Below are 12,582 nucleotides of genomic sequence, written 5' to 3'. Positions count from 1 at the left end.
TTACAGTAATGCACAACTTATAGTAGCATAAAGATACTGGCACGGAGCACTGTATCCTCTCCAAGAAGAACTACCCCTGCCGTGCCAGCAGCTTTTGATGTATTAAAGGATTATGAATTGTATCCAAACAGCTCGGGTAGAAAGAGAACTATGTTTGGAAAAATGATCAGTGCCAAAAGCGCTATTACTAAAACAACAAAAAATGGTAAAATTTCTCGAATTATTTCAGCTAATGGAATCCCGGTAACGGCATTTATTACAAAGAGAAGAATTCCATAAGGTGGTGTAATCAAGCCAATCATCGTGTTTATGATGGCTACAACCCCGAAGTGAACAAGGTCAATTTCCAGCTCACGACACGCTGGCAGAAACAGTGGCAAGATGACCAGAATGATAGTTGTGGCATCTAAAAAGCAGCCTAACAGGAGCAACAAGATGTTGACTCCGATCAGAAAAATGAGCGGGTGTACATCAAGACCCGTCAAGTGCTGTGCCAACATACTTGGAATATTTTCGGAAGCGACAATGTAATTGAGTATAAGCGCACCGCCAATGACCAGTCCAACAGCAGCAGATGAGCGTGCGCTTTCAACTAAAACTTCAAATAGTGAGCGAAAGCTTAGAGTTCGGTAAAAGAATGCCGCGAGCATCAAGGCATAGAATGCGGCTACCGCAGCTGCTTCAGTGGGTGTGGTGACCCCCCCATAAATTCCGTAAAGCAGGATAGCTGGCATTAAAAGAGCGGGAAAAGCGCTCATAGTGCGCTTAGGTAAGTCAGAGAGTGGTACTGCCTCCTCAAGTGCAAAATTACGTTGATGCGCAATAAAGGAATTAAGCCCCATCAAGACTATTCCCATCAATAGGCCCGGTAATATGCCGCCTAAAAATAGGTAACCGATTGATGTATTTGACACCAAAGCATAAATAACCATCGGAATTGAAGGAGGTATAATTGGTCCAATTGTTGCAGATGCAGCCGTTATCGCCGCAGCGTAACCTCGAGTGTAGTGCCCGCTCTTTGTCATCATGCCAATGATAATTTTTCCAATGCCTGCAGCATCTGCCACCGCTGATCCTGACATCCCTGAAAAGATTAAAGAAGCTACGACATTCACATGTCCCAACCCACCACGAAAACGGCCAACAAGCGCGACACAGAAACTGAGTAACCGATCACTTATTGTACCTGCGTTCATAATATTGGCTGCAACAATAAATAGTGGAACAGCTAGCAATATGAAACTTTGATAAAGGCCATCCATGAGAGTTTTGCCGGCGAGTCCAATACTTTGACCGGAAACAAAAAGATAGCTAATTGACGCCACAAGAATGGCATATGCGATTGGCATTCCAATTCCTGCGATCAAGAACAAAACACCCAAGCAGATAAGGAACTCTATACTCATTGCTAGTCCTCATTCTGCCGTAAGCAGCCCTCATTTTTTGTATGTTTGGTTGCTGCGTTGTATACTGAGTGGGCGTAACGCATAGCCACAACAAATAGAAACATAATATATATGTAATATATGTCTCTCATGCGTATCCAGTCGCCAAATAAGCTGGACAATGTGGCAGTTCGTTTCAGTCTTAAAATCTCGAACTTTTCCCACGTCGGGTATATAGAAATAGTCAGAGCAAAACACACAAGGGCACCGCCAAGCATGACGAGCGCTCGTTTTAACTTTGGGCTCATGATGTTAAAAATAATATCAAAGGTTACATGGTCCTGATCGCGCACGACAAATGCGCTGCTCCAAAACACTAACCATACCCATAGTAATAAACAGAACTCTAAAGTCCAACTATACAGTGATGGATCAAGGATTGGCAGTGCTTCGGGAATCCACTCTGTACGCGCGGTATACCGTATAACGATCTGCAAAATAAATGTTCCAAACATTCCTGCCACCATCAGTGCAGCGACTGTTTGCGCAAAGCTCTTAAAGCCTTTTTGCAGTATTTTCATGGAAGGCTCGCGCTCAAATACAACTTTGTTTTCGTATGGTGGGGGCAATCTCTATGCCCCCACCATTTGAAAGCAGTAATTAATTGCCGAGGGCATTAATGCGGTCTAGCACACCTTCAGGCCAACTTTGTGCAAGCTCTGAACCAGCATACTGGGCTTGAACATGCGTCCTGAACGCATTCAAGTCTGGCTCATAAACGTCTAGCCCTTGCTCCGTCAGAAACGATACTAATTCGGACTCTAGAGCCAACTGCCGTTGACGAGCACTTTCGGCTGCAGCGTCAGCAGCCTCTTGAACAGTCGCTTGTTGGTCGGGCGTAAGGCTGTCCCATACCTCTTTTGAGAACGCGATATAATTCAGATCTACCAAGTGAGAAGTCAGAACGATTTGGTTAGTAACTTCATAAAATTTGGCATCAACCACAGTTGGAAGCGGGTTATCTTGACCATCTACAGAACTTGTTTGGAGAGCAGTGTAGATCTCGGTAAAGGCCATCGGTGTTGGGTTGGCTCCCAGTGCAGAGCCAAGAAATTGCCAAGCATCTGTACCAGGCATACGTAGGTTGACACCGGCCAAATCAGCTGGAGTCATGACTGTTAGCTCATCTTTAGTCTGACGCAGATTAACGTGGCGCTGACCAAGATACATGACTGATAGAAGTTTAACTCCTAACTCATCCTCCACCATGGCTTTGAATGGCTCCATCAACGGATCGTTAAATACAGCCACCTGGTGTGCGGCACTTTGGTGAACATACCCAGTGGCAAAAATTGTAAATTCAGGGAAAAACTGTCCTAGCTCTTGTGCCGAGGTTATAGACATTTCGAGATCGCCAGATGCGATGCTTTCGAGTTCGGAGCCTTGTGCTATCAAGGATGCGTTGTAGTGTGGTTGATATGTCGCAAATTCAGCTACCGCCGGGGCAAAAACTTCTGCCAAAGCAACGGAGCGTTGATCGGTTTCAGATGCAGGTGTGGACATTCGCAAAGTGATGTCACTTAACGCCATCGATGGTGCAATGACCGCACTTGTAGCTAACGCTACGGCAATGAATGCACCTTTTTTGAATTCTCTGATCATCATTGGTCCTCCCTATTTAAGTAATGATCGTTTCTGCTCGGTATCTGAGTATCCTCGTTTGCGCAAAGAAATGAGACTAAACGTTGAGTGCTCTTTTCCTAGCGCTGTTTATATGGGTTTGCAGGGTAAAGACTGCCGCCCCCACGTCTCTTGAGATCAAAGCCTCAATGATTGCAAAATGTTCGTCGAGTACGGATGATAATAAATCCGGATATATCGATGTTTTACTGTTACGTATTAAGCGGATCTTGATCATGTTCACTCGATAGATGTCCGATATTATTTTGTTTTCTAAACGATCGACAATCATATCGTGAAAGTCCCAATCTGTTTTTTGTGCCTTTTTCAGGGCATCATCAGACATACCTTGACCTGCCAAAGCTTTCAGTTTTTGGTGATCTTGATCAATTTTTTCGATTTCACTTGACGATGCTAGCCGGCAGAAGTTCGAGATGGCCTCTGTCTCGATAATTGAACGTAGTTGGAATGCATTTCGAACAAGTTCAATATCAACAGATAAAACCTGTAATCCTCTTTTTGGCACTGTTTTTATAAGCCCATCGGCTTCAAGGCGCGGGATCATTTCTCGTATGGCCCCAAGTGATCTTCCCGTGAGTTCAACCAGTTCACGTTGTGACAAAATTTGCCCGGGCTTTATATCCCGAGCTAGAAGCTTTTCGGTAAAATTCGAGTATGCATGATCTCGGAGCCGCATATGAGTATTTTCTGTTCTCATGTATTGTACAATTACCTCAGAAAACGCTCTGAAATTTGTGCCTTTGCAGCAGCATCCAAAGCATTTAGCGGTGATCGCAACCGTCCCCAATTATCATTGCCGCTCAGGATGACTTTTGCCTGCTTTATTGCCGCTATCACAGGATGACCCACAATCATGTTTACATCCGTACAAAGATCATGATCCTCTTCATGGGTTGTTAGAATTTGTTTAATGCGTTCTGGATATAAATTAGCCATACCACAAATCGAACCTGCTCCACCTATTGCAACGGCTTTGTGCAGAGCTCGCTCGTCACCCACTAAAATCGGTATGGAACCGTCTTTGAGACGATTGTACGTTTTGCCCCAGTCTCCTTCGCTGTCTTTGAGTCCAATCACTTGTTTGCTGAAGTCTGTTGCGAGACGCTTAGCAAGTGTTTGGGAGATAGGAATTTGAGTGATTTGTGGGATGTGATACAGTATGAATTGCGCTTCGCGAGGTGCTCGCTCTAACATGCTGACATGCCACTCATACAAAGCATCATCGTTAATGCCCTTAAAGTAGAACGGTGGCAAAACTAAAAACTTGCTAACCCCTAGCGAGCAAGCATGTCGCACTTGATCCAAGGCGTCGCCTAACGAATTGGCACATATCCCAACAGTGATTTTTTCTGCAGGTACACCGGATTTATTCATTGCTTGAATACTAATGCGACGCTCCTCAGCGCCAATCGATGCACCCTCTCCTGTGGTTCCGAACATAGTGATACCATCGGCGCCTCGCTCTAACATCTCAATGGCATGATCATTAAAGAGAGCTTGATCAATCGTCATATCGGTGCGGAATGGCGTAAGAAGCGCAACAGAAACTCCAAAGTTCATCATCCACCTAACCTTATTTATTGCTTCAAACTGACCATCCGCGTGAGCCAGTGTTGTAATATGACTAACATGTTACGCTGCTTGTCAATAAATTATTTGAAGGTTGCTAGAAATGCTAACCGCACACTATTGTCAGCGAGTTGTGTTTGCGATGTTTCAAAAAATTCAGGGATTGTTCGGTGCCTAGTGTTCTCTGTTGTGGCCTTGTGACAGCTGACTTATTTTATCATTATGACGACCCCGTTGTTTGGGGCGGAAAATTCAAATCTGCCTCAAGCAATATCGAGCCTGGTGGAGGTGCTGCCATTGCAGCATCAGCTATTGCAGCGCTCGGTGGTGACGCCAGCGTCGTTGGACGTATAGGACAAGATATATTGGGTGACTGGGTCCAAGCTGATCTCAACAAAAGAAATGTAGACACAAAATTCTTACAAAAAGTACAAGGATATTATACTCCAAATTCTGCTATAATCACCACGTTTGATGGAGAGCGCACCGTTTTTAACGCGCGCGATAGCCGTCTTCTATCCGCAAGATCCGATATCCATCAATTTCCTGCTTTTGATGCGGTTTTAACTGATACGAGGTGGCCCGCTGGAGCGGAAATGCTTTTAAAGGCGGCACAATTACGCAACAAACCGGCTATTCTTGATGCAGAAGCACCTGTGTCATTCGCAGAAGATGTCATTCACCTGGCAACTCATATAATTTTTTCCGAGCAGGGGCTAAGCGACTATGCTGGAAAATGTGACGAAAATGCACTTATTAAAGTGGCGAGGGAAACCGGCGTTTGGGTTGCAGTAACACGCGGTTCCAAATCAGTGATATGTTGTCACGAAAACAAGTTAACATACTTCGCGCCCCCTAAAGTAAAAACGCGGAACACTTTGGGGGCAGGTGATGTTTGGCACGGAGCATTTGCGCTATCAATGGGGCAGACTGGTTCTGAAAGTGTGGCTGTGGAATTTGCTAATGATGTAGCTGCAATGAAAGTTTCATTGCCTAACGGTTACCCGACTTTGGCCATGCTCCAAGGAAAGTAATATCGTGGTTCATGATTAGATCAAAAAGTTAAAGCAGTTCTACTGCTGCGCTGAGTTGCTCGGCGTTCACATCAATATATCTTTGAGTGGTTGATATGTGAGAATGGCCTGCAAGTTCAGCCAGCAAACGTACGCCCACACCCTTGTTGGCCAACCTAGTAATGTATGTCCTGCGTCCCGAGTGACTTGATGCATCTTTGAGCCCTACGGCTTTGTAGATGTCCAGGAACAGCTGGCACATTGTGTTGGCAGAAAAGTGCCCGCCTTTTTGGCTTTCAAACAGTGGGCGGTTTGGATCCTGCAAGTAAAGTTTAGCGCCATAATCTGCCAAAGCCCTGCGCAGGCGTTGATTGAGATATACAGTGCGTGTATTGCCGCCCTTGCTCTGTGCCGCGCTCAAGATAAACTGCTCGCGCACGTTGCCATCCTCATCAAATATATCCCCGCGTGTAAGGGCAGCTAACTCCTTAGCTCTAAGCCCGGCGTAGAAGCTGAACAGGATGATTGTTTCATCACGAGTTGGATGACGACGACTACGGCAGTAGTGTAAAACACGACGCAGTTGGGCTTCGTTGAGTGTCTGTGCTTGGCGCATGGCGTGATCCCCTCAAAACATAATCATTTGCTACAAATGACTGTAAAGTCTGAGGTTTTGGTTGGTCGACCGAAATCACGCCTGCCATGATTTATATATTTTTCAATGACTTAAGCGAAAATCTCATGGAATACTAATTATGTGAGATTTTATGTATGCATGCTTCTCACGGCACAAAAAGTAAAAAAGTGGCAGGTGTTTAGCTAACGGTGGCGCTAATGGCACGAGCGGTCAGTTTTCTTTCTGGCGGCATTCGAGTGTCTGGATCCGGTTATGTGTTGACCAAGAGTTTAAAATCATTATCCCTAGAAGCGTCAGGGGCGCCGAGAGGCTGAGAAGTACCCTTTGAACCTGAACCGGATAATGCCGGCGGAGGGAGGCACACAAAAACCTTGTAGGTTTATTGCGTCTTTCCGTCAGTTTTGAAGAGGAAAGATTGCATGAACGCCAACACGACCTTTGCCAAACTTCGTGATCAGGTGCCACTGGTGCACTGCATAACGAATTACGTCGCTATGAACATAGCGGCGAATGTAACGCTGGCAGCTGGCGCATCCCCAGCGATGATCCATGCGGAAGAAGAAGTCGCTGATTTTTCCCCAATTACCGGTGCGCTTACAATCAACATTGGCACATTGTCCACGCCGTGGCTGAGGGCAATGAAGAATGCAGCGATTGCCGCAAATGAAGCAAATATCCCTTGGGTTTTGGACCCGGTCGCTCATTTTGCGACGCCCTATCGTGCCCTTGCAGCAAAAGACCTTCTTGCTCTGAAGCCGTCTGTTGTTCGAGGGAATGCATCTGAAATCATTGCACTTTCTGGGCAGGCGGGTTCTGGAAAAGGCGCAGACAGCGGAGACAAGGTGGAAGATGCAAGGGCTAGCGCCGAAATTCTGGCACTCACGCATGGCTGTGTTGTCGCTGTATCTGGGCCAGTTGACTATATTACAGATGGCGAACAGCGTGCGCATATAACTGGTGGCTCTGCGCTCATGCCGAGCGTAACGGCTTTAGGCTGTTCGCTTACAGCATTAGTTGGTGCTTATTGTGCTATTGCACCAAGACTTGAAGCCGCTGTTGGCGCTTTTCTACTCTTTGCTGAAGCTGGAGAACGAGCGGAGGCTCACGCTTCAGGCCCAGGCTCGTTTTGCGTTGCATTCTTGGATTGTCTGCACAACTTGCAACCTGGAGATCTTGATGAGGCACGGGTCTCATGGGGATAAAGGCAGAACAACTTTTGCTTTACCTTGTGACCGATCCAAGCCTTTGCCCGGGGCCAGTTTTATTGGATACCGTAAGTGCTGCTGTGCGCGGCGGCGTGACAGTCGTGCAATTGCGGGACAAAAAGGCGTCCACTCGTCAGCGGATCGATGCAGCACGCGCAATCAAAGCAGTTTTGCATGACAGTGGCGTACCTTTGGTCGTCAATGATGATGTCGAGGCAGCTATCTTAAGTGACGCTGATGGTGTTCATATCGGACAAGAGGATGTCGCACTGCGCAGTGCACGTGCGCGGTTAGGACCAGAAAAAATTATTGGCTTATCCTGCGAGACACTCGATCAGGTGGCACATGCTAACTGCCAGCTAGTGGATTATCTCGGCTTAGGAACGGTGTTTCAAACATCGACTAAGCCAGATCATAAAGCAACAATTGGGATCTCTGGTTTAGCGGCTATGGCTCAGATCGCAAAGGTTCCAACGGTTGCAATTGGCGGGCTAAAGCACGGTCATGCGCGCGATGTCATCCAAGCAGGATGTGACGGCATGGCTGTTGTTTCAGCAATTTGTGGACAGCCTCATCCTGAAAACGCAGCGCGCGAACTCGCAACGGCTCTAAAGGCTTTAAAGAGGGTGATCTGATGATCAAGAATGTTCTGAGTATAGCTGGATCTGATCCTTCTGGAGGCGCAGGCATACAAGCCGACCTTAAGGCATTTGCGGCAAATGGTGTGTATGGAATGGCGGTTATAACCGCTTTGACGGCGCAAAATACTCAAGGCGTTACAGGCGTTGAACTGGTTGCGCCACAGTTCGTAAAGGCGCAGATTGATGCCGTCTTTGCCGACATAAAAGTGGATGCAGTCAAGATTGGAATGATTGCAACAGCTGAAATCGCAATCGCGATCGCAGAAACATTGGCGGATAAGAAAGACGTCCCCATTGTACTTGATCCGGTGATGATTGCGAAGGGTGGCGCTCCGCTTTTGCAACCAGATGCAATGGAAGCTTTACGGACTGTATTGGTACCCAAAGCAACGGTCTTAACACCAAACCTGCCGGAGGCAGCTCAGCTATTGGATTTGTCTGAGGCGCGGGATCGCTCAGAGATGGCTCAGCAAGCACGCGCTTTAACGGCTTTAGGGCCTAAGACTGTTCTTGTTAAGGGCGGTCATCTTCCCGGTGATGAAAGCCCCGATGTGCTTTGGGATAGTGGTACGCTGCATTGGTTTGAGAATAGGCGCATCTCTACAAAGAACACCCATGGCACAGGCTGCACCCTGTCAGCATCGCTGGCGGCCTTTATCGCCAAGGGGCTTAGTCCTTGCTCCGCAGTAGCACAAGCAACTGAATACGTATGTGGCGCCATCGCCGCGGCAGACCATCAGAGTGTTGGCCATGGTCACGGGCCGATACAGCATTTTTATAATTTATGGAGAAATGAACTATGAACAAAAATATAGCTGAACAAACCGTTTTGGTTACTGGTTCGGGTCGTGGGCTGGGTTCTGCAGTTGCGCGAGCATTCGCCCGTGAAGGAGCAAAGGTTATTATTAACTACCGAAACAGTCGAACATCTGCAGAAGAACTGTCGCAGGAGCTTGGGCCCCGTGCTGCAGCCTTTCAAGCGGATGTTCAAGATGCAGCCTCTGTCGCGCAAATGGTCATGGAGGCGGAGACAGCCTTTGGCCCAATAACAACCGTAGTTCACAATGCTTTGGCAGATTACAGCTTCAATGGTGATGCTCGGGCAAAATTAGACACTTTGACTTCTGAAGAAATTATCTCACAGCACAGTACAGCTGTTTTGGGGGCACTAAATGTTATTCAAGCTACAATACCCGCGATGGTTAAGGCAAGCTTTGGTCGGATCATAACTATTGGGACTAATTTAGTGCAAAATCCGGTTGTGCCTTATCATGACTATACATCTGCAAAGGCAGCGTTACTTGCGCTGACACGCACATCTGCTGCGGAGCTGGGTCCTAAAGGCATTACCGTCAATATGGTATCGGGTGGCTTACTTCGGAGCACGGATGCGAGTTCAGCTACGCCAAGTGAGGTTTTTGAATACATTGCTAGCGTGACGCCGCTACGCTCAGTCACGACGCCAGAAGAAGCTGCCGATGCTGTGTTGTTCTTTGCTAGCCCCTGGGCAAGGGCAGTGACAGGTCAGAACCTTATTGTGGATGGTGGGTTGGTTTACGGATAGTGCCTTTAGGCCGGCTAAGAACGGAGTGTTGAAAATTGATGAATAAGCCAAGATAGGACAGCCGATATATGCGTAGCGTAATTGAATTAAAGCAACTGGAACTTCAGCTGTCTTTGGGGTCGTATGGCCCTGATGATGTTGTCCCTGAGGCTTATCTGCTCGACCTTACACTAACTATTGATCCCAGATTGGTTTTAATCTCCAGAGATGGCATGGATTTGGTATTTGATTACGACCCTATAATCGCGCAGATCGATCAGCTGGGCAAAGACGGACATTACCATACGCAAGAGTAGCTGATATCACGGATCGTCTATGCCTGTGCAATGCATTAAGAAATCATCGCTGTTGATGTCTGCCTCAGTAAGCGGCCGGTCATTTGAGATGCGGGCGTTCTAGGTGTTGGCTTGACGGTTGACCAGAAAAGTCTTGACGCTATCCGTGCTTCAAAAAATTCTCTAATTTTTTCCTAACTTGAAATGTGTCGACCCTACAATGATATGTTTTTCTAGCTGTTTAGATCAGGCGGTCCACAGAATTTAATAATGCCCATGCCGTTATGGTATGGGCATTACTTGTTCCTTTTTGCGAGATCACCAAGCGTTGTAAGCTAAATACTTACCTGACATTTCAATCTTTACGCGATCACCTTTTGGATTAGGAACCCGCGTAATCTGCATATCGAAATCGATTGCTGACATGATGCCGGTGCCAAACTTTTCTTCGATCAACGCTTTTATAGTGGGACCGTATACTCCTACGATTTCGTAGAGACGATAAATGCATGGGTCAGTCGGAATGCTTTGTTCCCAAACCTTAGTTGGCGGCTCCTGCATAATGTCGATTGCTTCATTAGGTAAGTCCAACACTTTCGCTAGTGCTGTAGCTTTTTCCTCAGAAAAAGCGTTCATTCCCATACATGCAGAATGTGTCCATACAGGTGACATAGAGATTTTTTCGGCAATTTCTTCCCATGTGAGCCCGCTAGATTTTTTTGCGGACAAGATCATCATAGTGACATCTTCTTTGGTCAGCATGGGTTCAATTTGGAAGGTATGTTTCATGATAAGGTCCTTTTCTTTGTAAGGAGAGGTCTCAATGAGCCAACGCGTGAAAGTCACGGTTATTGGTTTACTGCTCTGAGTGACGGTGTTGAGCTGTCTGGTTCTTTCGTCCCAGTTTTGTCGATGTGAACTGTTTCTGGACGGACGGCTTGATCAGCAAAACTTTTCCCTGCCAATTCCTTTGACCGATGTCCAAGGAACTGCACGAGATGATTTCGAATAGCATAGTAGTTGGGATGCTCTACAATTTCCGTACGGTTGCGAGGCCGAGGGATTGTTATGTCCACAGACTCTGCGACACGTGCGTACGGACCGTTAGTCATTAGAAGAATCCGGTCAGCCAGCAACATTGCTTCATCAATATCATGAGTGATCATGAATACAGTTTGTTCAGTTTCACCCCATACTTTGATGAGTTCATCTTGGATTGTGCCCCTGGTTAGTGCGTCGAGCGCACCAAACGGTTCATCTAGTAGCAAAAGTTTTGGTTGGTTTGCGAATGCACGTGCAATAGAAACACGTTGGCGCATGCCGCCTGACAATTGGCTAGGTTTGCGGTGGACAACATCACCTTCCAGGCCGACCTTCGAAAGAAATCCAAGTGCGTGCTGTTCAACTTTTTCACTGGGCCAATCTGGATAGCGTGCTTTCACCCCAAAAGTTACGTTTTTAATCGCCGATAACCACGGTAGCAGTGAGTAATTTTGGAAGACAACGCCACGGTCTAAAGAGGGCCCGGACACTTCTAAGCCATCCATTTTAACCGCTCCAGATGTGGGTTCAGCTAATCCGGCCAAGATATTCATTATCGTGGATTTGCCACAACCCGAGTGCCCAAGAATGCACACAAACTCGCCCTTCTCAATTCCGAAAGTGGCATTTTCAAAAACAGTATGTGTGCCGCCTTGCCCATCAGGAAATTTTTGAGTCAAGCGCTCGATACTAAGGAAAGGTTTAGACATATGATTTCTCCCTATTCGGCGTACGCGACGGCTCGTTGCAAAATGCCAAAAGCAGAGTCGAGCAGCATTCCTACCACGCCAATCATCAGAATTGAGAATATGACGGAGGTTAGATCCAGATTGTTCCACTCGTTCCAGACGTAGTAGCCAATACCGGTTCCGCCCACGAGCATTTCTGCAGCCACAATTACGAGCCACGCGATGCCAATAGAAATTCGCATTCCGGTGATAATCGTTGGAGCTGCAGCCGGTAAAATGACAAAGAAAGCTGTCTTTAAATTACTGAGCTCATGTGTGCGTGCTACGTTGACCCAGTCTTGACGTACGCCGGCTACCCCAAATGCCGTGTTAATTAGCATCGGCCAAATTGAACATATGAAGATGACGAAAATCGCACTCGCTTCGCTATCTTGAATGATAAAGAGTGCAAGTGGCATCCACGCCAGTGGCGATATAGGGCGGAGGACCTGGATGAACGGGTTGAAGGCTTTGTACGCTACTTGGCTCATCCCAATGAGAAAACCAAACGGAATGGCTACCAGAGCTGCCATAAAGTAACCTGATAGGACGCGATAGATCGAGTATCCTATTTGGATGCCGATACCTTTGTCATTTGGCCCTGCATCGTAGAAAGGGTTGCTAAGTTGCTCCCAGGCCTTGGCTAACACATCAGATGGTGGAGGCACGCCTGCGCGTTCTTGGCCAAGCCCCATGAGCCGTTCATATTCGGTCAGTTCTGAAGCTGCTGTTTGTGCGGGGATCGCGGCCTCCCATATCAGGAGGCCGACCACCAACATAATCAATGACAAAAGCGCAGCTCTCTGATGAATTGAGAGAGTGT

The 12,582-nt window shown here is 47.0% G+C and carries 15 protein-coding genes and 1 riboswitch; of the genes, 6 read left to right on the top strand and 9 right to left on the bottom strand.

The features are described 5' to 3' along the window. Positions 1-110 precede the first annotated feature (110 nt). From RYZ18_RS05555 to RYZ18_RS05535, 5 genes are all read right to left on the bottom strand, one after another. The gene (locus RYZ18_RS05555; protein ID WP_317655404.1) at positions 111-1,406 is read right to left on the bottom strand and encodes a TRAP transporter large permease; all 1,296 of its coding nucleotides are present in this window, start codon (positions 1,404-1,406) and stop codon (positions 111-113) included. A 2-nt stretch (positions 1,407-1,408) separates the two neighbouring features. Continuing rightward, positions 1,409-1,966 carry a TRAP transporter small permease gene (locus RYZ18_RS05550; RefSeq protein ID WP_317655403.1) on the bottom strand — a complete coding sequence of 186 codons (558 nt, stop codon included), beginning with the start codon at positions 1,964-1,966 and terminating at the stop codon, positions 1,409-1,411. A gap of 79 nt (positions 1,967-2,045) precedes the next feature. After that, positions 2,046-3,047, bottom strand: coding sequence for a TRAP transporter substrate-binding protein DctP (dctP, locus tag RYZ18_RS05545; RefSeq protein ID WP_317655831.1), 1,002 nt, complete (start codon positions 3,045-3,047; stop codon positions 2,046-2,048). Between the two features lie 76 nt (positions 3,048-3,123). Then, on the bottom strand, positions 3,124-3,762 hold the full coding sequence (locus RYZ18_RS05540) for a GntR family transcriptional regulator (RefSeq protein WP_317655830.1): 639 nt from the start codon (positions 3,760-3,762) through the stop codon (positions 3,124-3,126). 32 nt (positions 3,763-3,794) lie between these two features. Then, complete coding sequence (locus tag RYZ18_RS05535; protein ID WP_317655402.1) at positions 3,795-4,649, bottom strand: dihydrodipicolinate synthase family protein; 855 nt, start codon at positions 4,647-4,649, stop codon at positions 3,795-3,797. Positions 4,650-4,825: 176 nt separating this feature from the next. Here RYZ18_RS05535 and RYZ18_RS05530 point away from each other — a divergent pair, with 176 nt between their 5' ends. Beyond that, positions 4,826-5,689, top strand: a complete 864-nt coding sequence (locus tag RYZ18_RS05530) for a carbohydrate kinase family protein (protein ID WP_411567076.1) — start codon at positions 4,826-4,828, stop codon at positions 5,687-5,689. A gap of 28 nt (positions 5,690-5,717) precedes the next feature. Here RYZ18_RS05530 and RYZ18_RS05525 read toward each other — a convergent pair whose 3' ends face one another. Continuing rightward, positions 5,718-6,284: a tyrosine-type recombinase/integrase gene (locus RYZ18_RS05525; protein WP_317655400.1), complete on the bottom strand. Its 567-nt coding sequence runs from the start codon at positions 6,282-6,284 to the stop codon at positions 5,718-5,720. A gap of 306 nt (positions 6,285-6,590) precedes the next feature. Continuing rightward, positions 6,591-6,679: riboswitch (TPP riboswitch) on the top strand. Positions 6,680-6,724: 45 nt separating this feature from the next. On the opposite strand from RYZ18_RS05525, the gene thiM reads away from it, so the two are divergent. From thiM to RYZ18_RS05500, 5 genes are all read left to right on the top strand, one after another. Next, the gene (thiM, locus tag RYZ18_RS05520; RefSeq protein WP_317655399.1) at positions 6,725-7,507 is read left to right on the top strand and encodes a hydroxyethylthiazole kinase; all 783 of its coding nucleotides are present in this window, start codon (positions 6,725-6,727) and stop codon (positions 7,505-7,507) included. Further along, entirely contained in the window at positions 7,498-8,145 is a 648-nt protein-coding gene (gene thiE / locus RYZ18_RS05515) for a thiamine phosphate synthase (RefSeq protein WP_317655398.1), read from the top strand. The genes thiM and thiE overlap by 10 nt, the downstream gene beginning before the upstream one ends. Further along, complete coding sequence (gene thiD / locus RYZ18_RS05510; protein WP_317655396.1) at positions 8,145-8,954, top strand: bifunctional hydroxymethylpyrimidine kinase/phosphomethylpyrimidine kinase; 810 nt, start codon at positions 8,145-8,147, stop codon at positions 8,952-8,954. The genes thiE and thiD overlap by 1 nt, the downstream gene beginning before the upstream one ends. Further along, entirely contained in the window at positions 8,951-9,715 is a 765-nt protein-coding gene (locus RYZ18_RS05505; RefSeq protein ID WP_317655395.1) for a 3-oxoacyl-ACP reductase, read from the top strand. The genes thiD and RYZ18_RS05505 overlap by 4 nt, the downstream gene beginning before the upstream one ends. Before the next feature lie 68 nt (positions 9,716-9,783). Then, a complete protein-coding gene (locus RYZ18_RS05500) occupies positions 9,784-10,011 on the top strand; it encodes a hypothetical protein (RefSeq protein ID WP_317655394.1) in 228 nt (75 codons plus the stop codon). 297 nt (positions 10,012-10,308) lie between these two features. Here the strand turns inward: RYZ18_RS05500 and cynS are convergent, their stop codons facing one another. The 3 genes from cynS to ntrB are packed head-to-tail and all read right to left on the bottom strand — an operon-like array spanning position 10,309 to position 12,550. Then, positions 10,309-10,779 carry a cyanase gene (cynS, locus tag RYZ18_RS05495; protein ID WP_317655393.1) on the bottom strand — a complete coding sequence of 157 codons (471 nt, stop codon included), beginning with the start codon at positions 10,777-10,779 and terminating at the stop codon, positions 10,309-10,311. A gap of 59 nt (positions 10,780-10,838) precedes the next feature. Beyond that, positions 10,839-11,741 carry an ABC transporter ATP-binding protein gene (locus RYZ18_RS05490; protein WP_317655392.1) on the bottom strand — a complete coding sequence of 301 codons (903 nt, stop codon included), beginning with the start codon at positions 11,739-11,741 and terminating at the stop codon, positions 10,839-10,841. A gap of 11 nt (positions 11,742-11,752) precedes the next feature. Continuing rightward, on the bottom strand, positions 11,753-12,550 hold the full coding sequence (gene ntrB / locus RYZ18_RS05485) for a nitrate ABC transporter permease (RefSeq protein ID WP_317655391.1): 798 nt from the start codon (positions 12,548-12,550) through the stop codon (positions 11,753-11,755). Positions 12,551-12,582 lie beyond the last annotated feature (32 nt).

Origin of the sequence: Roseovarius sp. 10, assembly GCF_033100315.1 — a bacterium.
Taxonomy (GTDB): Bacteria; Pseudomonadota; Alphaproteobacteria; order Rhodobacterales; family Rhodobacteraceae; genus M30B80.
This window is presented reverse-complemented; position numbering and strand designations above follow the sequence as displayed.